At 62.3% G+C, this 23194-nt stretch carries 20 protein-coding genes; 18 read left to right on the top strand and 2 right to left on the bottom strand.

The features are described from left to right. Positions 1–91 precede the first annotated feature (91 nt). On the bottom strand, positions 92–1081 hold the full coding sequence (locus GPA27_RS14355; protein ID WP_169141300.1) for a malate dehydrogenase: 990 nt from the start codon (positions 1079–1081) through the stop codon (positions 92–94). Positions 1082–1304: 223 nt separating this feature from the next. On the opposite strand from GPA27_RS14355, the gene GPA27_RS14350 reads away from it, so the two are divergent. The 17 genes from GPA27_RS14350 (at position 1305) to moaE (ending at position 19724) form a co-directional block, all read left to right on the top strand. Beyond that, positions 1305–2033: a GntR family transcriptional regulator gene (locus GPA27_RS14350; protein ID WP_169141299.1), complete on the top strand. Its 729-nt coding sequence runs from the start codon at positions 1305–1307 to the stop codon at positions 2031–2033. 106 nt (positions 2034–2139) lie between these two features. Further along, complete coding sequence (gene sdhC / locus GPA27_RS14345; RefSeq protein ID WP_169141298.1) at positions 2140–2529, top strand: succinate dehydrogenase, cytochrome b556 subunit; 390 nt, start codon at positions 2140–2142, stop codon at positions 2527–2529. Continuing rightward, entirely contained in the window at positions 2523–2870 is a 348-nt protein-coding gene (gene sdhD, locus GPA27_RS14340) for a succinate dehydrogenase, hydrophobic membrane anchor protein (RefSeq protein ID WP_169141297.1), read from the top strand. Before sdhC ends, sdhD begins: the two co-directional genes overlap by 7 nt. A gap of 2 nt (positions 2871–2872) precedes the next feature. Next, positions 2873–4666, top strand: a complete 1794-nt coding sequence (sdhA, locus tag GPA27_RS14335) for a succinate dehydrogenase flavoprotein subunit (RefSeq protein WP_169141296.1) — start codon at positions 2873–2875, stop codon at positions 4664–4666. Between the two features lie 19 nt (positions 4667–4685). Next, a complete protein-coding gene (locus GPA27_RS14330; protein WP_169141295.1) occupies positions 4686–5396 on the top strand; it encodes a succinate dehydrogenase iron-sulfur subunit in 711 nt (236 codons plus the stop codon). After that, the gene (locus GPA27_RS14325; RefSeq protein ID WP_169141294.1) at positions 5393–5629 is read left to right on the top strand and encodes an FAD assembly factor SdhE; all 237 of its coding nucleotides are present in this window, start codon (positions 5393–5395) and stop codon (positions 5627–5629) included. Before GPA27_RS14330 ends, GPA27_RS14325 begins: the two co-directional genes overlap by 4 nt. A 62-nt stretch (positions 5630–5691) precedes the next feature. Further along, positions 5692–6987 carry a citrate synthase gene (gene gltA, locus GPA27_RS14320; RefSeq protein WP_169141293.1) on the top strand — a complete coding sequence of 432 codons (1296 nt, stop codon included), beginning with the start codon at positions 5692–5694 and terminating at the stop codon, positions 6985–6987. A 145-nt stretch (positions 6988–7132) separates the two neighbouring features. Further along, the gene (locus GPA27_RS14315; RefSeq protein WP_169141292.1) at positions 7133–9982 is read left to right on the top strand and encodes a 2-oxoglutarate dehydrogenase E1 component; all 2850 of its coding nucleotides are present in this window, start codon (positions 7133–7135) and stop codon (positions 9980–9982) included. 33 nt (positions 9983–10015) lie between these two features. Further along, positions 10016–11206 (top strand): 2-oxoglutarate dehydrogenase complex dihydrolipoyllysine-residue succinyltransferase, encoded by a 1191-nt coding sequence (odhB, locus tag GPA27_RS14310; RefSeq protein ID WP_169141291.1) that lies wholly within the window; start codon positions 10016–10018, stop codon positions 11204–11206. A gap of 77 nt (positions 11207–11283) precedes the next feature. Next, positions 11284–12714 carry a dihydrolipoyl dehydrogenase gene (lpdA, locus tag GPA27_RS14305; RefSeq protein ID WP_169141290.1) on the top strand — a complete coding sequence of 477 codons (1431 nt, stop codon included), beginning with the start codon at positions 11284–11286 and terminating at the stop codon, positions 12712–12714. 87 nt (positions 12715–12801) lie between these two features. Further along, positions 12802–13914 carry a cell division protein ZapE gene (zapE, locus tag GPA27_RS14300; RefSeq protein ID WP_169141289.1) on the top strand — a complete coding sequence of 371 codons (1113 nt, stop codon included), beginning with the start codon at positions 12802–12804 and terminating at the stop codon, positions 13912–13914. A 37-nt stretch (positions 13915–13951) separates the two neighbouring features. Further along, positions 13952–15907, top strand: a complete 1956-nt coding sequence (yoaA, locus tag GPA27_RS14295) for a DNA repair helicase YoaA (protein WP_169141288.1) — start codon at positions 13952–13954, stop codon at positions 15905–15907. A gap of 24 nt (positions 15908–15931) precedes the next feature. Next, the gene (locus GPA27_RS14290; RefSeq protein ID WP_169141287.1) at positions 15932–17266 is read left to right on the top strand and encodes a hypothetical protein; all 1335 of its coding nucleotides are present in this window, start codon (positions 15932–15934) and stop codon (positions 17264–17266) included. Positions 17267–17304: 38 nt separating this feature from the next. Further along, the gene (gene mobB, locus GPA27_RS14285) at positions 17305–17805 is read left to right on the top strand and encodes a molybdopterin-guanine dinucleotide biosynthesis protein B (RefSeq protein ID WP_169141286.1); all 501 of its coding nucleotides are present in this window, start codon (positions 17305–17307) and stop codon (positions 17803–17805) included. After that, a complete protein-coding gene (locus tag GPA27_RS14280) occupies positions 17795–19000 on the top strand; it encodes a molybdopterin molybdotransferase MoeA (protein WP_169141285.1) in 1206 nt (401 codons plus the stop codon). Before mobB ends, GPA27_RS14280 begins: the two co-directional genes overlap by 11 nt. Positions 19001–19004: 4 nt before the next feature. Continuing rightward, positions 19005–19259, top strand: a complete 255-nt coding sequence (moaD, locus tag GPA27_RS14275) for a molybdopterin converting factor subunit 1 (protein ID WP_169141284.1) — start codon at positions 19005–19007, stop codon at positions 19257–19259. A 3-nt stretch (positions 19260–19262) separates the two neighbouring features. Further along, the gene (gene moaE, locus GPA27_RS14270; RefSeq protein ID WP_169141283.1) at positions 19263–19724 is read left to right on the top strand and encodes a molybdopterin synthase catalytic subunit MoaE; all 462 of its coding nucleotides are present in this window, start codon (positions 19263–19265) and stop codon (positions 19722–19724) included. Positions 19725–19787: 63 nt separating this feature from the next. On the opposite strand, the gene GPA27_RS14265 is transcribed toward moaE, so the two are convergent. After that, a complete protein-coding gene (locus GPA27_RS14265) occupies positions 19788–20291 on the bottom strand; it encodes a phasin family protein (protein WP_169141282.1) in 504 nt (167 codons plus the stop codon). 278 nt (positions 20292–20569) lie between these two features. Here GPA27_RS14265 and clpB point away from each other — a divergent pair, with 278 nt between their 5' ends. Beyond that, entirely contained in the window at positions 20570–23149 is a 2580-nt protein-coding gene (gene clpB, locus GPA27_RS14260; RefSeq protein ID WP_169141281.1) for an ATP-dependent chaperone ClpB, read from the top strand. The last annotated feature ends 45 nt before the right edge of the window (positions 23150–23194 follow it).

The raw sequence follows: 23194 nt of genomic DNA, 5'->3' as shown, positions 1-23194 counted from the left end.
TGTCGAGAGTGCGATTCTGCTGAAACCCGCGGGCAAAAAAAAGCCGCGGCGCACTGCCGCGGCTTCCTGCTGAATTCTGGCGCAGGGCCGATTACTTCAGCATGTCGGCAACTGCAGCACGCTCGTCTTCGAGTTCGGCAAGGGTCTTGTTGATCTTCTCGCGCGAGTACTCGTCGATCTCGAGTCCCTGGATGATTTTGAATTCGCCGTTCTTGCACTCGCAGGGGAAGCCGAACACGACGCCTACCGGAATACCGTAGGAGCCGTCGGACGGAACACCCATCGTCACCCAGTCGTCGGAGCCGAGGGCCCAGTCGTGCATGTGATCGATCGCAGCATTCGCGGCCGAAGCGGCGGACGAAAGGCCGCGCGCATCGATGATCGCCGCGCCGCGCTTGCCGACCGTCGGCAGGAAGACGTCATTATTCCAGGCGTGGTCGTTGACGAGCGCCTTGACGGAGTCGCCGTTCGACGTGCAGAAGCGATAGTCGGCGTACATGGTGGGCGAGTGGTTGCCCCACACGACCATCTTCTTCAGGCTCGAAACCGGACGGCCGGTCTTCGCAGCGAGTTGCGACAGTGCCCGGTTATGGTCCAGGCGCAGCATGCCGTGGTAGTTGTTCGGATTCGTGCGACCGACCTTCTTGGCAGCAGCAGCGGCGATGTAGGCATTGGTGTTGCAGGGGTTGCCGACGACGAGAACCTTGACGGTCTCCTTGGCGTTCTCGGCAATCGCCTTGCCCTGAACGGTGAAGATTGCACCGTTTGCGGTCAGGAGGTCAGCACGTTCCATGCCGGGGCCGCGCGGACGGGCACCGACGAGCAGGCAGAAGTCGGCATCCTTGAATGCGACGTTCGGGTCATCGGTCGCAACCATGCCGGCGAGCAGCGGGAAGGCGCAGTCTTCCAGCTCCATCATCACACCCTTGACCGCCTTCTGGGCTTGCGGCAGATCGAGCAGTTGCAGGATCACGGGCTGATCTTTGCCCAGCATTTCGCCGCTGGCGATGCGGAACAGCAGGCTGTATCCGATCTGGCCGGCAGCGCCGGTGACGGCGACACGGACGGGGGCTTTGCTCATCTGAGTACTCCCTCTAAAGCGAATTGAAGAGAAGACGGTTTTGATTGTAGATCTTGCGCCCGCGATTGCAGCTCGGCGTTCGACTTTGGAGAACCGGAAATCGGTTTCCGGGGCGGGAGGATGGTAGAAGCAAGTCCGGTGTGTGTCAATGAATGTCACTTGTCTTATATAAGACATTAGACTGATAATGGACGCTCGAATAATTTTGTGATGAAATGCGCTCATGGCACAGGAATCCCCAACCTTCAGTCCGCTTTACCGGCAGATCAAGGGCCTGATACTTCAGGCACTTGAGTCGGGCGAATGGCGCCCCGGGCAGGTGATTCCGAGCGAGCAGGAGCTCGCCTCGCGATTCAGCGTTTCCCAAGGGACGGTTCGCAAGGCCATCGACGAAATGGCGGCCGAGAACCTTCTCGTGCGCAAGCAGGGCAAAGGCACCTTCGTCGCGTCGCATAACGATCCGCGTGCGCTGTTCCGTTTCCTGCGTCTCGTGCCGATGGATGGCGATCTCGCGCACCCCCAGAGCGTGCCGATGGATTGCTGGCGCGCCAAGGCGGGGCAGGAGGCTTCGCGCATGCTCGGCATCGAGCAGGGCGAACCCATCATCATCGTGCGGCGCCTGCTCAGGTTTGCGCAGAAGCCCGTGGTGATCGACGAGATCTATCTGCCGGGAGAGATTTTCCACGGCTTGACCCTGGAGGTGCTGCAGAGCTGGAACGGATCGCTCTACAGCCTGTTCGAAACTCGCTTCGGCTTGCGCATGATTCGTGCGCAGGAGCGGATCCGCGCTGTGGCGGCCGACCGCTCGACGAGCGAGACGCTGCGGGTGCAGGAGGGGACCCCGCTTCTGTCGGTCGAGCGGGTGACGTACACCTATGGCGATAAGCCGGTTGAATGGCGGCGCGGCCTGTATTCCACCGCCGAGCATTTTTATCTGAATGAACTGAATTGAGCGCGCGACGCGGCGGAATGACTGCGTTCCGCGTATATAATTCTCGCGCTTTACAAGTTGGGAGAACCGCGTCGGGCAACCGTCGCCAAACTAGGGGTAAAACAATATGTCAGAAGCCATAGCGCGAAAGCAGCGGCCCAAATTCCTGGCCCTGCACGAAATCCGGCTCCCGTTGCCGGGTATCGTTTCCATTCTTCATCGGGTCAGCGGTGCGGGGCTGTTCCTGATGCTGCCGTTCCTCCTGTACCTGCTCGATCGCAGCCTCGCTTCGCCCGAGTCCTTCGCAGCGTACAAGAGTATTGTCGGCAATCCTCTCGTCAAGATTCTCCTGCTGGGCTTGCTCTGGGCCTACGTGCATCACTTCTGCGCGGGCATTCGCTTCCTCCTGCTCGATCTTCACAAGGGCATCGACCTCCCGTCTGCCCGCAACAGCTCGCGCATCGTGCTGGTCGTCAGCATTGCGCTGACCGTGATCATTGGGGTGAAGCTATGGTAAAGCGTATCGTCGTCGGTGCTCACTACGGCCTGCGCGACTGGATTGCGCAGCGCGCGACTGCGCTGTTCATGGTGATCTTCACCATTCTGTTCGCGGCGGCTGCGCTCGGTCTGCCCGAGATGACCTATCAGACGTGGTCCGGCCTGTTCCGCAACGGCATCGTGCGGTTCTTCGCGTTCCTGTTCTTCCTGGCGCTTTTCTATCACGCCTGGATCGGGGTGCGTGACATCTTCATGGACTACATCAAGCCGGTCGGCGTGCGTCTGGCTCTGCATCTTGTAACGGTTTTCCTGCTCGTCGGCTACGCCGGCTGGGCTGCGCAGATTCTTTGGAGGCTGTGAGCGTGACTGTCGCTAAGCGTACTTTTGACGCAGTTATCGTTGGCGCCGGCGGTGCCGGTCTGCGTGCGGCCCTGCAACTTTCCGAGGCTGGTCTGAAGACCGCCGTGCTGACCAAGGTCTTTCCGACCAGATCGCATACCGTCGCCGCCCAAGGGGGCGTTGCCGCATCGCTGGGCAACTCGACCGAAGACAACTGGCACTGGCACATGTACGACACCGTCAAGGGGTCGGACTGGCTGGGCGACCAGGATGCTATCGAATTCATGTGCCGCAAGGCCAACGAAGTGGTTGTCGAACTCGAACACTACGGCATGCCCTTCGATCGCACCGATAATGGCAAGATCTACCAACGCCCGTTCGGTGGTCATTCGCAGAACTACGGCCAGTCGCCCGTGTCGCGTTCCTGTGCAGCGGCGGACCGTACCGGTCACGCGATGCTGCACGCGCTCTACCAGCGCAACGTTCGCGCAAACACCCAGTTCTTCGTCGAGTGGATCGCGCTCGACCTGATTCGCGATCAGGACGGCGATGTCGTCGGTGTGACCGCGCTCGAGCTTGAAACCGGCGAAGTGTCCATCTTCCACGCGAAGGCGACGATTTTCGCGACGGGCGGCGCCGGGCGTATTTTCCACAGTTCGACCAACGCCTTCATCAATACCGGTGACGGCGTCGGCATGGCTGCGCGTGCGGGTATTCCGCTCGAGGACATGGAATTCTGGCAATTCCACCCGACCGGTGTTGCGGGCGCGGGGGTGCTGATCACCGAAGGCGTGCGTGGCGAAGGCGGTATCCTGCGTAATGCCGCGGGCGAGCGCTTCATGGAGCGCTATGCACCCAACCTGAAGGATCTGGCGTCGCGCGACGTCGTGTCCCGTTCGATGGTCACCGAAATCAATGAAGGCCGTGGTTGCGGTCCGGACAAGGATCACGTGCTGCTTGACATCACGCACCTGTCGCCCGAGACGATCATGAAGCGTCTGCCCGGCATCCGCGAGATCTCGATCCAGTTTGCCGGCGTCGATCCGATCAAGGCCCCGATCCCCGTCGTTCCGACCTGTCACTACCAGATGGGTGGCATCCCGACGAACTACAAGGGTCAGGTGGTCGTGCCGAAGGACGGCGAGCCGAATGCCCCGGTCGTCGGCTTCTACGCCGCGGGCGAATGCGCATGTGCCTCGGTGCATGGCGCGAACCGCCTCGGCACCAACTCGCTGCTCGACCTGCTTGTGTTCGGCAAGTCCGCCGGCGAATCCGTGGTCGAAGACATCCAGAGCGGCAACCTGTCGCTGAAGCCCCTGCCGGCCGATGCCGCGGACGCTTCGCTGGCGCGGATTTCCCGTCTCGAGAACCAGACTGGTGGAGAGAGCGTCGCCGAAGTCGGAAACGCGATGCGTCGCACCATGCAGAAGCATGCGGGTGTGTTCCGTTTCAACACTCTGCTGAAGGAAGGCGTAACCGCCATTCTCGACGTCGCGGAGCGTTCGAAGCGTACCGAGATCAAGGACAAGTCCAAGGTCTGGAACACGGCGCGCATGGAAGCGCTCGAGCTCGACAACCTGATCGAAGTTGCCAAGGCCACGATGGTTTCGGCCGAAGCGCGGAAGGAGTCGCGCGGCGCACATGTTCGCGACGATGCCCCGGATACGGCTGAGTTTCCGAACGGCCGAAATGACAATGAATGGCTCAAGCACACGCTGTGGTACCGCGAAGGCAACCGCCTCGATTACAAGCCGGTCACCATGAAGCCGCTGTCGCACGACGTCGAGCCGATCGCGCTCGCCAAGCGCACCTACTAAGTGCGGGAGAGATAGTTAAATGAGCAAGCGTACTGTTCACTTCAAGATGTACCGTTACGATCCCGATCGTGACGAGAAGCCCTACATGCAGGACATCAGCGTCGAACTCGAAGAGTCCGACAAGAAGCTCCTCGATGCGCTCGTGCGTCTCAAGGCCAAGGACGATTCGCTGTCGTTCCGCCGGTCGTGCCGCGAAGGCGTGTGCGGGTCGGACGCGATGAACATCAACGGCAAGAACGGCCTGGCGTGCCTGACTGACATCGACACGCTGGCTCAGCCGGTCGTGCTGCGTCCGCTGCCGGGTCTGCCGGTCATCCGCGACCTGATCGTGGACATGACCCAGTTCTTCAAGCAATACCACTCGATCAAGCCCTACTTGGTCAACAACACGCCGCCTCCCGACCGCGAGCGCCTGCAGTCGCCGGAAGAGCGGGAAGAGCTCAACGGCCTGTACGAGTGCATCCTGTGCGCGTGCTGCTCGACGTCCTGCCCGTCGTTCTGGTGGAACCCGGACAAGTTCGTCGGACCTGCGGGCCTGCTGGCGGCGTACCGCTTCCTCGCCGACACGCGCGACGAGGCGACGACCGAGCGTCTCGATAACCTCGAGGATCCGTACCGCCTGTTCCGCTGCCACAGCATCATGAACTGCGTCGACGTGTGTCCGAAGAGTCTGAATCCGACGCGCGCCATCGGCAAGATCAAGGACATGATGGTCAGCCGGGCGGTATGAGCATCAACCGGGGACGCGTGCGCTGGCAATGTCGTAGGGCTCTTCTGGAGCTCGACCTCGTCTTCGCACGCTTTCTGGAAAGGGACTTCGACCGTCTTACGGACGGTCAGTTGGCGGACCTCGATGACTTGCTCCGTTGCGAGGACCATGATCTGTGGGCCATGGTCAACGGGAGCAGTCCCTGCGAGGTCGACCGCTGGAAGGAGATGATCGGACTGCTGAGTCAGCGCTGACTCGGCAGGACGGTCGTCACAGGGAGCTAGTAGTTAATACGGGCACGCATAAGGGATGACCTATGAGCACTGAACGCACCGCAACGCTTACCGTCGATGGCAACACCGTCGAATTCCCGGTGATGACCGGTACCCACGGGAACGATGTCATCGACATCCGCACCCTGGGTGCCAAGACCGGTCTTTTCACCTACGACTCCGGGTTCCTTTCAACCGCGAGTTGCAAGTCCACAATTACCTTCATCGACGGTGACAAGGGCGAGCTGCTGTATCGGGGTTATCCCATCGAGCAACTGGCCGAGAAATGCAATTTCCTCGAAGTTGCCTATCTCCTGAAGAACGGCGAGCTGCCGAACTCCGTGCAGAAGGGTGAGTTCGAGACGACGATCAAGAACCACACGATGCTGCACGACCAGATGACGAAGTTCTATTCGGGCTTCCGTCGTGACGCGCACCCGATGGCAGTCATGGTCGGTGTGGTCGGTGCCCTGTCGGCGTTCTACCACGAGGCGATGGATTTCTCGGATGCTGCGCACCGCAACATCTCGATCAACCGCCTGATCGCGAAGCTGCCGACGATCGTTGCAATGGCCTACAAGTACAACATGGGCCAGCCGTTCATGTATCCGCGCAACGATCTCGACTATACGGCGAACTTCATGCACATGATGTTCGGTACGCCGTGCGAGAAGTACGAGCCGAACCCGGTGCTGGTGCGTGCGCTCGACGTCATCTTCACGCTGCACGCCGATCACGAGCAGAACGCGTCGACCTCGACGGTCCGTCTGGCGGGCTCGTCTGGCGCAAACCCGTTTGCCTGCATCTCGGCGGGTATTGCCTGCCTGTGGGGCCCGGCGCACGGTGGCGCCAACGAAGCCTGCCTGAACATGCTGGAAGAGATCGGCGACGTGTCGCGCGTCGGCGAGTACATCAAGCGCGCGAAGGACAAGAACGACAGTTTCAAGCTGATGGGCTTCGGTCACCGCGTGTACAAGAATTTCGATCCGCGTGCGAAGCTGATGGGCAAGGTCTGCGCCGACGTCCTCGGCGAACTGGGGCTCGAGAACGACCGTCTGTTCAAGCTGGCGAAGGAACTCGAGAGGATCGCGCTGGAAGACGAGTACTTCGTCGAGAAGAAGCTGTACCCCAACGTCGACTTCTACTCCGGCATCGTTCAGAAGGCGCTGGGCATCCCGACGTCGATGTTCACGTGCATCTTCGCGCTGGCTCGTACGGTCGGCTGGATTACCCAGTGGGAAGAAATGATCACTGATCCCGAGTACAAGATCGGTCGCCCGCGCCAGTTGTACATTGGTGCTGCGCGCCGCAACGTTCCGGACCTGACCCAGCGTCCGTAACTGATGTTCAAGGGCGGGAGAGAATCCCGGCAATGATCTCCGCGGGATGGTCGTTCGACGCGGCCATCCCGTTTTTGTTCGGAGAAGCCGGGCATGCAGCGTCGAGTAGCCCAAGCAATGCAATAAGACTACAGGTGGCATAACAATGACCATTCAGCAAAGATCGACTTCTCACCTGTTCGGCAGCAATGCGCCGTTCATCGAGGAGCTTTACGAGAATTACCTCGCGGATCCGGCGTCGGTGCCGGAATCGTGGCGTGCCTATTTCGACAACCTTCAGTCGCAGAGCGGCGCCGCGTTGCGCGACGTGGCGCATGGCCCCGTTATCGCCGCATTCGCCGAGATGGCCAAGCGCGGACAGGCGCGCACCGTTGTCGCCGAAGGCGACGACAAGCGTCAGGTCAGCACGCTACAGCTCATCAATGCCTACCGATTCCTGGGTAATCGGTGGGCGAATCTTGACCCGCTGCGTCGGACAGAGCGGCCGCATATCGCCGAACTCGAGCCTTCGTACTACGGTTTCACCGAGGCGGACCTGTCCCGCAGCTTCAATACGGGTTCGTTCCACGGTTTCTCGACCGATCACGCCACGCTGCGCGAGATCCTCGAAGCGGTGCGCCAGACCTACTGCGGTTCGGTCGGCTCGGAATACATGTACATCTCCGACATTTCGCAGAAGCGCTGGATTCAGGCGCGCCTCGAGAGCGTGCGTGCGACGCCGCGTTTCGATTCCGCGAAGAAGAAGCGCATTCTCGAGCGCACCACCGCTGCGGAAACGCTCGAGCGTTATCTCCACACGAAGTACGTCGGTCAGAAGCGCTTCTCGCTGGAAGGTGGCGAGTCGGCGATCGTCGCGATGGACGAGCTGATCAGCGTTGCCGGTTCCCTTGGCGCGCAGGAAGTTGTCATCGGTATGGCACACCGCGGCCGTCTGAACGTCCTCGTGAACACTCTCGGCAAGTCGCCGTCGATGCTGTTCTCGGAATTCGAGGGCAAGGCTGCTGCCGACTTGACCGCGGGCGACGTGAAGTACCACATGGGTTTCTCCAGCGACGTCATGACGTCGGGAGGTCCGATGCACCTCACGCTGGCGTTCAACCCGTCGCACCTCGAGATCATCAATCCGGTGGTCGAAGGTTCCGTTTTCGCCCGCCAGGTTCGTCGCAACGACGAGGCCAAGGGCCAGGTCATTCCCGTCCTGATCCACGGTGACGCTGCCGTGGCAGGGCAGGGCGTGAACCAGGAAATGCTGAACTTCTCGCAGACCCGCGGCTACGGCACGGGCGGCACCGTTCACATCGTCATCAACAACCAGATCGGCTTCACGACCTCAGACCCGCGCGACTACCGCAGCTCGCTGTATTGCACGGACATCTTCAAGATGGTCGAAGCGCCGATCTTCCACGTGAATGGTGACGATCCCGAGGCTGTTGCGTTTGCCACTCAGCTGGCCGTCGAATTCCGCCAGGAATTCAAGAAGGATGTGGTCGTCGACATCATCTGCTTCCGCAAGCTCGGCCACAACGAGCAGGACGAGCCGATGGTGACGCAGCCGCTGATGTATCGCACCATCCAGAAGCATGTGGGCACCCGCAAGCTGTATGCCGACCGTCTCGTCGCCGAGGGTACGTGCCAGACGGATGAACCCGAGCGCATGATCGCCGAGTATCGCGAACATCTCGATCGCGGCGAACTCCTGTCCAATCCCGTCCTGCCCGGCCACAATCGCCAGTTCTCGGTGGACTGGACGCCGTTCCTCAAGAAGGCGTATAGCGACGAATGCGACACCGCGATCCCGGTCAGCGAGATCAAGCGCCTTGGCGAGCGGCTGGCGACGATTCCGCAGACTTTCGCGCTCCACTCGCGTGTGAAGAAGATCATCGACGACCGTGCGGCAATGGCCCGCGGTGAGCAGGCACTGGACTGGGGCATGGGCGAGAACCTTGCTTACGCCAGTCTGTTGGCCCAAGGCTTCCCCGTGCGACTTTCCGGTGAAGACGTCGGTCGTGGCACCTTCTTCCATCGTCACGCCGTGCTGCACGACCAGAAGCGCGAGCGCTGGGACGAGGGCATCTACAAGCCGCTGGATCACATCCAGGACGGCCAGGCCGGCTTCCAGTGTCATGACTCGGTGCTCTCGGAAGAGGCCGTGCTGGCCTTCGAATACGGTTATTCGACGACCGAGCCGAACGAGCTGGTCGTCTGGGAAGCCCAGTTTGGCGACTTCGTGAACGGTGCGCAGGTCGTGATCGACCAGTTCATCAGCTCCGGCGAAGCGAAATGGGGCCGCTTGAGCGGCCTCGTGATGATGCTCCCGCACGGCTATGAAGGGCAGGGGCCCGAGCATTCGTCTTGCCGTCCCGAGCGCTTCATGAGCCTCGCTGCCGAGAACAACTGGCAGATCTGCGTTCCGACGACGCCCGCCCAGGTCTTCCACCTGCTGCGCCGCCAGATGCTGCGCAAGCTGCGCAAGCCGCTCATCATCGTCACGCCGAAGTCGCTGCTGCGTCACAAGGAAGCGATCTCGACAATCGACGAACTGGCCACCGGCAGCTTCCAGACCGTGATCCCCGAGGTCGAGAAACTCGATCCGAAGAAGGTCAAGCGCGTGGTGCTGTGCCAGGGCAAGATCTACTACGAACTGCTCGCTCATCGTCGCGAGAACAAGATCACCGACACGGCGCTTGTCCGTATCGAGCAGATCTATCCGTTCCCGACGGACGCCTTCGCCGCGGCGATCAACCAGTTCCCCAATGCCAAGGAAGTCGTGTGGGTCCAGGAAGAACCGCGCAACCAGGGGGCGTGGTACTGGCTGGCGTCGCGCCAGCACTTGGTCAACGTGCTGGGCACCAAGCGCAAACTGCTGCTCGTCAGCCGTCCGGCGTCGGCTTCGCCGGCGGTGGGCTACTACGCCAAGCACAACGCGCAGCAGAAGGCCGTCATCGAGAACGCATTCGGTCCCATCCAGGACACGACGCAACAATCACCCAACTAATAAGCAAAAGCTCGAACTTCGGGAGAAGGATACATGCTGATTGAAGTGAAAGTTCCGCAACTGTCGGAATCGGTTTCTGAAGCCACGCTCGTTTCGTGGCACAAGAAGGAAGGCGACGCGGTGTCGCGTGATGAGAACCTGATCGACATCGAGACCGACAAGGTGGTCCTCGAGACCCCGGCTCCGGCCGATGGCGTGATCGTCAAGATCGTCAAGGCGAACGGCGAAAATGTGACGTCCGGCGAACTGATCGCCCAGATCGACACCGAAGCCAAGGCGGCCGCCGGCGCGGCGGCTCCTGCGGCTGCCCCGGCTGCTGCTGCGCCCGCTGCGGCACCGTCGGCCGCTGCGGCCGGAGCGGCCAGCCCGGCTGCGCGCAAGATTCTCGAAGAGAAGGGAATTGCAAGTGCCGATGTCGCTGGTTCGGGCCGCGGCGGGCGCGTGACGAAGGAAGATGCGGTTGCGGCTCAGCCGCGCGCTGCTGCTCCGGCCGCGGCACCGGCCTCGCTCACGCTGACCGGAGAGCGTCCGGAAGAGCGCGTTCCGATGACCCGCCTGCGTGCGCGCATCGCCGAACGCCTGATCCAGTCGAAGAACGAAAACGCGATCCTGACGACGTTCAACGAAGTGAACATGGCCCCGGTCATGGCACTGCGCAAGCAATACGGGGACAAGTTCGAGAAGGCGCACGGCGTGCGTCTCGGCTTCATGGGCTTCTTCGTCAAGGCTGCGGTGGCGGCATTGAAGAAGTTCCCCATCCTGAATGCGTCGGTTGACGGTACGGACATCATCTACCACGGCTACATCGACATCGGCATCGCCGTCGGTTCGCCGCGCGGTCTGGTGGTGCCCATCCTGCGTGATGCGGACCAGATGTCGATCGCCGACATCGAGAAGAAGATCGCCGAGTACGGCCAGAAGGCCAAGGACGGCAAGCTGTCGCTCGAGGAGCTCACTGGCGGCACGTTCTCGATTTCCAACGGTGGTGTGTTCGGCTCGATGCTGTCGACGCCGATCATCAACCCGCCGCAGTCAGCCATCCTTGGCATCCACGCGACCAAGGACCGCCCGGTGGTCGAAAACGGCCAGATCGTGATCCGTCCGATCAACTACCTGGCGATGTCGTATGACCATCGCATCATCGACGGCCGTGAGGCTGTGCTCGGCCTGGTGACGATGAAGGAAGCGCTGGAAGATCCGGCCCGTCTGATCCTCGACGTGTAATCGACATATTGCGTGGTGCCCCGTCGGACCGATGCGTCCGGCGTGGCACCACGCTTTTCCTTTTTCTGGAGTGAATGATGGCTGACAAGCAATTCGACGTACTCGTCATCGGCGGCGGGCCTGGCGGGTATGTCGCGGCGATTCGTGCCGCACAACTGGGTTTCAAGACGGCGTGTGCCGAGTCGAATCCGTACGCTGACCCGAAGGGCGAGCCGCGTCTTGGCGGCACCTGCCTGAACGTCGGGTGCATCCCTTCCAAGGCGTTGCTGCACACCTCGCACCTGTTCGAAGAGGCGGAACACGCTTTCGAGGGCCAGGGCATCAAGGTGAGCGGTGGCGTGAGCATCGACGTGCCGACGATGATCGGCCGCAAGAACAAGGTCGTGGACCAACTCACCCAGGGCATCAAGGGTCTGTTCAAGAAGAACAAGGTGACCTTCCTGGCGGGGCACGGCAGCTTTGAAAGCGCCGGTGCCGGCGGTTATGTCGTCAAGGTTGGCAACGAAACGGTCGAGGCCAAGCACGTCATCATCGCGACGGGCTCCAAGCCCCGTCATCTGCCCGGCGTTCCGGTCGACAACAAGATCGTTTGCGACAACGTCGGTGCGCTGGACTTCGATGCAGTACCGAAGAAGCTGGGCGTCATCGGCGCCGGCGTGATCGGCCTGGAGATGGGTTCGGTGTGGCGTCGCCTGGGCGCGGATGTGACCGTGCTCGAAGCGCTGCCGGATTTCATGGGCTTCGCTGACGTCGATGTGGCCAAGGAAGCGCTGAAAGTCTTTGCGAAGCAGGGACTCAAGATCCAGACCGGCGTGACCATCGGCGACACCAAAGTCACGAAGAAGGGTGTGTCGATCACCTACACCGACAAGGACGGCAAGGAAGCGAAGCTCGACTGCGATCGCCTGATCGTGTCCGTTGGCCGCATCCCGAATACCGATGGGCTGAACGCCGCCGCCGTCGGCCTGAACGTGAATGAACGCGGCCAGATCGTCGTCGACGGACACTGCAAGAGCAACCTGCCGAACGTCTACGCGGTTGGCGACGTCGTCCGCGGGCCGATGCTCGCGCACAAGGCGATGGAAGAGGCTGTCATGGTGGCTGAAATCATCGCGGGACAGGCCGGGCACTGCAACCTCGACATGGTTCCGGGCGTGATCTACACATCTCCCGAGATCGCCTGGGTCGGCAAGACCGAGCAACAGCTCAAGGCCGAAGGCGTCGCCTACCGGGCCGGCAAGATTCCGTTCATGGCCAACGGCCGTGCGCTCGGGTCGGGCGACCCCACGGGCTTCGTAAAGATGCTGGCCTGTGCCTCGACTGACCGCATCCTCGGCGTGCACATCATTGGCGCGAATGCCTCCGAGCTGATCTCGGAAGCCGTCGTCGCGATGGAGTTCGGCGCGGCGTCGGAAGACCTGGCGCGCATCTGCCACGCCCACCCGACCCTGTCGGAAGTGGTGCACGAGGCGGCACTCGCGGTGGACAAGCGTCCGCTGCATTTCTGATCGGCCTTCTGGCTGGTCGCTCGCGGGGTGGTGCGGGATAATCCCGGACCACCCTCGTTTTTTTCATTACCGTTTCAGGCTGGTTCCATGCCCCATCGCGTCCTGAATGTCCCGGAGTACGGGATGCTCGAGGCCTACGAGGCCCAACTCGCTGCTCGTGGTTACCAGTCGGATCCCGAACAGCGCGCCGCTGCACAGCGATTGCAGACGCTTTACACGGATCTTGTGGGATTCAAGGCGGCGCGGCGCGGCACCCTGCGAAAGCTTTTCGCGCGGCCTGAGATGCCGCGCAGCGTGTATTTTTGGGGTGGGGTGGGGCGCGGAAAAAGCTTCCTGATGGATTGCTTTTACGATTCGGTGCCGTATCAGCGCAAGCGGCGGGTGCATTTCCATGCCTTCATGCAGGAAGTGCAGAACGACCTGAAGAACTTCAACAACGAGCCGGATCCGCTGCAGCGTGTTGCAGACCGTGTTGCCAAGGAAACGCGGCTGCTGTGCTTCGATGAATTTCACGTGTCGGACATCGCCGATGCGATGATTCTCGGGCGCCTTCTCGATGCACTGTTCGCTCGCGGGGTCATCTTCGTGATGACTTCAAATTATCCGCCGGATGGCCTATATCCGAACGGATTGCAGCGCATCAACTTCATGCCGACGATCCAGATGATCAAGCGGCGCTTTGACGTTTTCGAGGTCGATCACGGCACGGATTACCGGCTGCGAACCTTGGAGCAGATGGAAATCTACCTCGTGCCGGCCGACGGGGCGGCGGAACGCAAGATGCGCGACGATTTCTATCATCTGGCCGCGAGTGAGCCGGCGGAAGGCGAGATCGACCTGTTCGAACGCCGGCTGCCGATACTCGGTCACGCGACCGGCGTGATCTGGTTCGACTTCGCAACCCTCTGCGGAGGGCCGCGCTCACAGAATGATTACCTCGAGATCGCACGGGAACACCACACGCTGATCCTGTCGGGAATCCCGCGAATGAGCGCGGGCAACGCCTCGGAGGCGCGGCGATTCACCTGGCTTGTCGACGTCTTGTACGACCACCGGGTGAAACTGATCGCCAGCGCCGAGGTCGATGCTGCAGAGCTCTACACGCAGGGGCACAACGCGCATGAATTCGTGCGCACGGTAAGCCGTCTCATCGAAATGCGTAGCCGTGAGTACCTTGCACAGGGCCACCGCGTAGATTGAGCGCGCGACCGGCTAATCGGGGAGCCATGGATCAACGATGACCGATCTGGAAAGCGCCTTTTCGCCGGGCGGCCCCCTCGAGGCGGCAATTCCGTCGTTTCGCCCGCGACCGCAGCAGTTCGAGATGGCGCGCCACATTGCGGAGGCTCTGCGGGAAAACCGCGTCTTGGTGGCTGAGGCGGGCACCGGCACGGGCAAGACCTTTGCCTACCTTGTCCCTGCGCTGCTTTCTGGTGGAAAAGTCATCCTGTCCACCGGGACGAAGACGCTGCAGGATCAGTTGTTCAATCGCGACCTTCCGACCATCCGCGCCGCCCTGAAGGTGCCTGTCACGATCGCGCTGCTGAAAGGGCGCGCGAATTACGTGTGTCCCTATCATCTTGAGCGCAATGCGCGCGATGGACGTTTCCTCACTGCACAGGATGCCGCTGATTTGCGCGCGATCGCGAGATTCGCCCAGATCACCCAAAGCGGCGACAAGGCCGAATGCAGCGAGGTGCGGGAGGATTCGCCCGCGTGGTTTGCCGCGACTTCCACACGCGATAACTGCCTGGGGCAGGAATGCCCCAATGTGAAGGAATGTTTTGTGCTGGCTGCCCGGCGCGCGGCGATGGATGCGGACGTGGTGGTCGTGAATCACCACCTCTTTTTCGCCGACGTGATGTTGCGCGACGAAGGGATGGGGGAACTGCTACCGTCCTGCAACGCGGTGATTTTCGACGAAGCCCACCAACTTCCCGAGACTGCCAGCCTGTTCTTCGGCGAGAGCGTGTCGACGGCACAAATCCTCGAACTCGCACGCGACACGCGCTCGGAGACGCTCGCCGGTGCGCGTGACTGCCGGGATCTTATCGACGCCACACGCACGCTCGAGAAGGCCGCGCGTGATTTCCGGCTGGCCTTCGGAAGCGAGCCCGCACGTCTCTCGGCGGCACAGGTTGCGGCGCTGCCGGAATTCGCCAAGAGCCTCGATGCGCTGAACGGCGAAATCGATGCATTCGCCGCAGTGCTCGAAACGCAGGCCGAACGCAGCGAGGGACTCGCGAACTGCCTGCGGCGCACGGCGGAGATTGGCGAGCGCCTGGTCCGGTGGCGCTCGCCGGACGCGGGTGAGTTCATCCGCTGGGTCGAGGTGTTTCCGCAGTCCGCTGCGCTCAACGCGACCCCGCTGCATGTTTCGGGGGTCTTTCGGCGTCAGCTCGAGAGTCATCCCCGGGCGTGGATCTTCACCTCGGCGACGCTGGCCGTCGGACAGAATTTCACCCATTACTGCAATGAGATGGGGCTGAGCTGGATCGAACCGCCGCCGGTCACGGCCGTATGGGGAAGCCCCTTCGACTATGCGAAGCAGGCACTGCTGTACGCACCGGCCGGGATGCCCGATCCGAACCACCCCGAGTACGCCGAGGCCGTCGCGCGTATCGCCTTGCCCCTGATTCGCGCCGCGCGCGGTCGAACCTTCGTGCTATGCACGTCGCTGCGCGCGATGAAGCGCATCCACGGGCTGATCTCCGACGGCCTCGAACGCGCGGGAGAAAAACTGCCGCTGTTGCTGCAGGGCGAAGGTTCGCGTTCCGAACTGCTCGACCGGTTCCGACGGCAGGGGAACGCGGTGCTCGTTGCCAGCCAGAGCTTCTGGGAGGGCGTGGATGTGCCCGGCGACGCCCTGTCAGTGGTCGTGATCGACAAGCTGCCCTTCGCGCCGCCGGACGACCCCGTGCTCGCCGCACGGGTGGAGCATCTGCAGAAGAGCGGGCACAATCCGTTCATGCACTATCAGTTGCCGCGTGCGGTGATCAACATGAAACAGGGGGCAGGTCGCCTGATTCGCAGCGAGCGCGATCTCGGTGTGCTGTGCATCTGCGATCCGCGGATGATCGATAAGCAGTACGGCAAGATCGTCTGGCGAAGCCTGCCGCCAATGCGGCGCACCCGCGTGGAAGCGGAGGCCGTTGCCTTCCTCGAGCAGCTCCCGCCTCCCGGCGGAGCCTGATTCGTCACCGACCCGGGAACACTCATGACTGCGACATCGGCACTGGCACGAGATCCGCTCATCCAGGCGATCGCAGACGGCGACTGCGACGACATCGTCGAACGCATGAATCGCGGCTGTCAGTGCGTTTCTCTGGATCATGCCCGTCTGAAGGCCGAGCTCGAGCGCGATCCGCGCGATGGTGCACTGCTCGCGACGATCAATGCAACCCGGCCCCACCTTTTCGCCGATTCCGTGGCGTTCGTCGCCGAGCGTCATCTCGACGCGGCAGCTGCACTCGTCGAGGCCGTTGAGCGCGTCGTCAGCTTGCCGGGCTGGCAGTCCGCGGTGCTGGAACATGCGCCGGCGAGCGCGCGCATCGATTGCGCGGCGAGCGGCGTGTTTCTCGGCTTCGATTTCCATCTCGGGGCCGACGGCCCGCGACTCATCGAAATCAACACCAATGCCGGCGGCGGCTTGCTGAATGTCGCGCTCGCGCGTGCGCAGCGTGCGTGCTGCGCCGAAGTGGCACCATTGGCGTCACGGAGCGAAGAAGACCCGGAGCGCCTGTTCCTGGAGATGTTCCTTGCCGAGTGGCGCTCCGTCCGCGCCGACGCACCGCTGCGCACTATTGCGATCGTCGATCGCGATCCGCAGGCCCAGTATCTCCTGCCCGAATTCCTGCTGTTCCAGCGACTGTTCGAACGTCACGGGCTGAAGGCGTGGATCTGCGATCCGGCCGCACTGCGCTTTGTCGGGGGGAGACTCCTGCTCGACGGTGAAGAAGTGGACCTCGTGTATAACCGGCTCACCGACTTCAGCTTCGATGAGCCCGCCTCGGCTGCCCTTGCGGAGGCGTGGCATGCTCAGGCTGCGGTGATCACGCCGCACCCGCGCGCGCATGCGCTGTATGCCGACAAGGGCAATCTGGCGCTGTTGTGCGACGACGATTTCCTGCAGTCGCTGGGTATCGACGCCACCACGCGAAGCGTCCTCGTGACCGGTATCCCGCATACGGTGCGCGTGCGGATGGACGACGCCGATGCATTGTGGAAGCACCGACGCGAGCTGTTCTTCAAGCCCGCGACGGGTTTCGGCAGCCGGGCCGCGTACCGTGGCGACAAGCTGACCCGCAGCGTATTCGCGAGCATCCTTGCAGGCGACTACATCGCTCAGGAGCTCGTTCCCCCGAGCGCCCGGCGCCTGTCCGTGGAAGGCGTGGCCACGGATCTGAAGATGGACCTGCGAGTCTATGCCTATCGAGGTGCGGTGCAGCTGGCGGCCGCACGCCTGTACCGCGGGCAGACCACTAACTTCCGTACGCCGGGCGGTGGTTTTGCAACGGTCGTTGCCTTGCCGTGTGCGCAGCGCGGCGCTTGAGTTATTCTTCCATTCCGCCAATGGAAGGCACCAACACGATGATCGTATTCGGTATCGCCGGCTGGTCCGGCTCGGGCAAGACGACCCTGATCGAAAAGCTGATTCCCTGCTTCAACGCCCGGGGACTCGCCGTGTCGGTGATCAAGCACGCCCATCACGGTTTCGATCTCGACAAACCGGGCAAGGACTCTTACCGCCACCGGGAAGCAGGCGCGAGTCAGGTGCTCATGCTGTCCAACGACCGGTGGGTGTTGATGCATGAACTGAGGGGCGCGCCGGAGCCGACGCTGGAAGAGCAGCTGCGCGTCTTGTCGCCTTGCGACGTCGTCCTGATCGAGGGTTTCAAGGCCGCGCCGGTGCCGAAGATCGAAGTCCATCGCCCTGCTCACGGCAAGCCGCCGCTGTGGCTCGAGAATCCCCACGTCGTCGGGGTCGCTGCAGACGTCCCGCTGGACTGTCCCTTGCCCCTCCTGCCGCTCAACGAACCGGACGAGATCGTCCGCTTCATCATCGAATACGCGTCCCGTCATGAATCCTGACATGCTGCCGTTTGACGAAGCGCTTTCGACCCTGCTTGCGAAAGCCCGGCCGATCCGCGAGATGGAGATGGTCGACACGCTCGTAGCGCACGGGCGCGTGCTCGCGGCCGACGTCCGGTCCCCGATCGCGGTGCCCGCGCTCGACACATCGATGATGGACGGCTACGCGGTGCGCACATGCGACGTGCCCGCTGCCGGAACGCGCCTGCCGATATCGCAGCGTATACCCGCGGGCAGCGTGGGGACCACGCTACAGCCCGGTACGGTGGCGCGCATCTTTACCGGCGCCCCGTTGCCGCCCGGAGCGGACGCGGTGGTGATGCAGGAGCTGTGCGAGCATGCCGGCGACGAGGTGGTCATCAACCATGCTCCCCGCGCCGGAGAAGCGATGCGTGCCGCCGGCAGCGAGATCGCCGGCGGTGACGTGGTCCTGCCCGCAGCGACCCGCATGCGCGCCCAGGAGATCGGGCTTGCCGCATCGGTCGGCATCGCCCAGCTTGCCGTCATACGCAGGATGCGGGTTGCGCTGTTTTCCACCGGCGACGAGCTTGTAATGCCGGGCGAATCGCTGCCGCCCGGCGGCGTCTATAACTCGAACCGCTTTCAACTGCGCGTGCTTCTCGAACAGCTGGGCTGCGCCGTGACCGACTTCGGCATCGTTCCGGACCAGTTGGAAGCAACGCGCGCGGTGCTGCGCGCGGCGGCGGAAGGTCACGACCTGATCCTGACCAGCGGCGGCGTATCGGTCGGAGAGGAAGACCACGTCAAGCCTGCCGTCCAGGCCGAGGGTTCGCTGGATCTGTGGAAGATTGCGATGAAGCCTGGCAAACCGCTCGCATACGGTCATGTGGGTGCCGCGGCCTTCATCGGCCTTCCCGGCAATCCGGTGTCCAGTTTTGTCACATTCCTGCTGATGGTTCGCCCCTTCATCCTCGCAACGCAGGGGGCCGCGTCGGTGATTCCCAAGGCACTGACGCTGCGGGCGGATTTCGACTGGCCGAGACCCGACCGGCGGCGCGAATTCCTTCGCGCGCGCATCAACGAGTCGGGCGCAGTGGAGATCCATGGCAACCAGGGCGCCGCAGCGCTGTCTTCCATCGTGTGGGCCGAGGGACTGGCCGACATCCCAGCGGAGACCCCCATCCGAAAAGGTGAGATGATCCGTTTCCTGCCCTACGGCCAACTGCTTTGCTGACACCATGACCGTCAAGATCCTGTACTTTGCCTCACTCAAGGACGCACTCGGGTGCACCGAGGAGAGCTTTGTCCTTCCGTCGGGCGTATCGACCGTCGGCGAATTGCGTTCCTTCCTTGCCGATCGCGGCGAGAAGTGGAAGGCGCTCGGCGAAGGGCGCAACGTTCGCGCAGCGCGCAACCAGCGCATGGCGGCACCAGCCGACCCCGTGTTGCCCGGCGACGAGATCGCCTTTTTTCCCCCGGTGACCGGAGGCTGAATCATGACGGTGAGCGTGCAGGCTGAAGACTTCGACGTCGGAGCGGAAATCTCGGCCTTGTCGGCCGGACGCCACGAGGTTGGTGCGGTTGCGACCTTCGTTGGCCTGGTGCGCGATGTGAGCGGCGGGTCAAGCGTCGGCGCAATGACGCTCGAGCACTATCCGGGAATGACGGAGAAGTCCCTCGAGGAGATCGTCGAGCAGGCGTGCGCGCGCTGGTCGCTGTATGGGGTCAGGGTGATACACCGATTCGGGCGGCTGGAGCCCGGCGACCGGATCGTGTTCGTCGGCGTTGCCGGCGCCCACCGGGGAGAGACCTTCGCGGCATGCGAATTCATCATGGACTACCTGAAAACGCGTGCGCCGTTCTGGAAGCTCGAAGAAACTCCCGCAGGCGCGCGCTGGGTCGATGCCCGCGACAGCGACGACTCCGCCGCGGCGCGCTGGGAGCAGAGCAGCCGCTAGGCATTCCCGAGCCCGAAATGAAAACGGCGCCCGCGGGCGCCGTTGTGCTTGATGAGGGCCGGATTACTTCTTGCCCTTGCCCTGCTGGGTGAAGAGCTGGAAGGCCTCGGTCGAGGCGCGGGTCATCTGTTCGAAGGCGGCGCGCGTCGTGTCCATCGCGTTCTGGATCGCGGACATGGCGTTCTGGTCGGTGATCGGCATGCCCGAGAACATCTTCTGCATGGATTCGAACACGTCCTTGCTGCCGGTCGACAGCTGCTCGCCGACGAGCTTGCCGACTTCAGCCTGGGTACGGCTCGCCAGCTCGGCCATTTCGCGGGCACAGGCGAGCATCTTCTCGGTTGCGCTCTGGGTGTAGTGCGAACGCAGCTCCAGAACTTCCTTCGGATCCTTCGCGGAGGAGAGCGCCTTGGCATTCTGCACGCCCTCTTCGAAGAGGCTCTTGGCGGTCGCGACCTGAAGCTCCATGATCCGCTGCGAGTTCTCGATCGACATCTGCGCGAGGCGCATCGCCGCTTCGAAGTTCTTCTTCTGGATTTCGTTGAACTGTTCCTGCTTGATCGCCATGTTCTTCCTCCACGAGCGCTGAAAAATTATCGAGGCTTCTGGTGCCTCTGCCGAATTCTTTCAACATAGCACGTTAGCGAATATACGCGGTGCCAGCGAAAGCTTATCTCGGGTATTTGATCACGAATGCTGCATTGCAGCAAGTGCATTGATGCCGAAACCGGGTGCAAGCGCCAGATCACCGACCATAATGGACCATATCCCGGCGGTCTGAAGGTTGAATTGCCCCGCGAAGGCCCCATATCTCGATCAACCCCATTCGGATAAAGGATGATCACATGCGCTTCGAAAAGCTCACCACAAAATTCCAGCAGGCCCTCTCCGATGCACAGAGCATCGCCGTCGGTGGCGACCAGCAGTTCATAGAACCGGTCCACCTGCTCCTCGCGATGCTGGGCCAGGAAGATGGAGGAACGGTTTCGCTGCTCCAACGCGCGGGCGTGAACGTTCCGCCGCTCAAGACCGCGCTGGACAGGCTGCTCACACGCTTGCCCAAGGTCGAAGGCTACGGGGGGGAGGTGCAGATCGGCCGCGACCTCTCCAATCTCCTCAACGTCGCCGACCGTGAGGCGCAGAAACGTGGCGACCAGTTCATCGCGAGCGAGATGTTCCTGCTCGCATTGTCTGAAGACAAGGGGGACACCGGCCGCCTGCTCAAGGAGCACGGACTCTCGCGCAAGCCGCTCGAAGCGGCAATCGAGGCCGTGCGAGGCGGAGCGTCCGTGGGCAATCAGGATGCCGAGGGGCAGCGCGAGTCGCTGAAGAAATACTGCCTCGACCTAACCGATCGCGCACGCGCCGGCAAGCTGGATCCCGTCATCGGCCGCGACGATGAAATCCGCCGGGCGATCCAGATCCTGCAGCGGCGCACGAAGAACAACCCGGTCCTGATCGGCGAGCCGGGCGTGGGCAAGACTGCGATCGTCGAAGGCCTCGCACAGCGCATTGTTAACGGCGAAGTACCCGAAACGCTTAAGGGCAAGCGCGTGCTTTCGCTCGACATGGCCGCACTGCTCGCTGGAGCGAAGTACCGCGGCGAGTTTGAGGAGCGCCTCAAGGCAGTACTCAAGGAGATCGCCCAGGAAGAGGGGCGCATCATCGTCTTCATCGATGAACTCCACACCATGGTCGGTGCCGGCAAGGCCGAGGGCGCCATCGATGCGGGCAACATGCTGAAGCCGGCACTCGCGCGCGGCGAGTTGCACTGCATCGGCGCCACCACACTCGACGAGTACCGCAAGTACATCGAGAAGGATGCGGCCCTGGAGCGTCGCTTCCAGAAAGTGCTCGTTGACGAGCCCTCGGTCGAATCCACCATCGCGATCCTGCGCGGACTGCAGGAAAAGTACGAACTCCATCACGGCGTAGATATCACCGACCCGGCGATCGTCGCGGCAGCGGAGTTGTCGCATCGCTACATCACCGACCGCTTCCTGCCCGACAAGGCGATCGACCTCATCGACGAGGCGGCCGCACGGATCAAGATGGAGATCGACTCGAAGCCGGAATCGATGGACAAGCTCGAACGCCGACTCATCCAGCTCAAGATCGAGCAGGAGGCGGTCAAGAAGGAAACCGACGAGGCCTCACAGAAACGTCTCCTTCTGATCCGCGAAGAAATCGAAAAGCTCGAGCGTGAGTACGCCAGCTTCGACGAGATCTGGCGTGCGGAGAAGGCAAGTGTCCAGGGTAGTCAGCACATCAAGGAAGAAATCGAGAAGCTGCGGGCACAGATGGCCGAGATGCAGCGCAAAGGTCAGTACGACAAGCTCGCCGAACTGCAGTACGGCAAGCTTCCCCAGTTGGAGGCGCAACTCAAGGCGGCCGAAACGGCAGGCAATGGCGAGCGCAAATTCAAGCTGCTGAGGACGCAGGTTGGAGCCGAGGAGATCGCCGAGGTCGTGTCGCGGGCAACCGGCATCCCAGTGAGCAAGATGATGCAGGGTGAGCGCGAGAAGCTGCTGCGAATGGAAGATCGACTGCATTCGCGTGTGGTAGGGCAGGACGAAGCCGTGCGGCTCGTGTCGGATGCGATCCGCCGTTCGCGAGCAGGCCTGTCCGACGAGAACCGCCCCTACGGCTCCTTCCTCTTCCTCGGCCCCACTGGTGTTGGCAAGACCGAACTCTGCAAGACGCTTGCCGAGTTCCTGTTCGACTCGGAAGAGCACCTGATCCGTATCGACATGAGCGAGTTCATGGAAAAACACTCGGTCGCCCGCCTGATCGGCGCGCCTCCGGGCTACGTCGGCTACGAGGAAGGCGGCTACCTGACGGAGCAGGTGCGTCGCAAGCCCTACAGCGTCATCCTATTCGACGAGGTTGAGAAAGCTCACCCCGACGTCTTCAACGTGCTACTGCAGGTGCTCGATGACGGGCGGATGACCGACGGGCAGGGGCGCACCGTCGATTTCAAGAATACCGTGATCGTGATGACCTCCAACCTCGGCAGCCAGATGATCCAGCAGATGGCAGGCGACGACTATCAGGTCATCAAGCTCGCCGTCATGGCCGAGGTCAAGACATTCTTCAGGCCCGAGTTCGTTAATCGCATCGACGAGGTAGTCGTGTTCCATGCCCTCGATGCGCGCCATATCGCAAGGATCGCGCGCATCCAGCTCCAGTATCTCGAGAAGCGCCTGGCGCGGCTGGATATGGCACTCGAGGTCACCGACGGGGCTCTCGAAGAGCTGGCGACGGTCGGATTCGATCCGGTCTTCGGTGCCCGACCGCTAAAACGCGCCATCCAGGAGCAGATCGAGAACCCGCTGGCCAGAGCGATCCTGGAAGGGCAGTTTGCTGCGAAGGACAAAATCCTGGTCGGCACCGAGAGAGGGCACATCACTTTCGCAAAGGCCTGACCGCGGCTCCGAGCATCCCTGCGGGAGGGGCAGCCACCCCTTCCG

This window comes from Aromatoleum toluolicum (assembly GCF_012911005.2).
GTDB lineage: Bacteria > Pseudomonadota > Gammaproteobacteria > Burkholderiales > Rhodocyclaceae > Aromatoleum > Aromatoleum toluolicum.
This window is presented reverse-complemented; position numbering and strand designations above follow the sequence as displayed.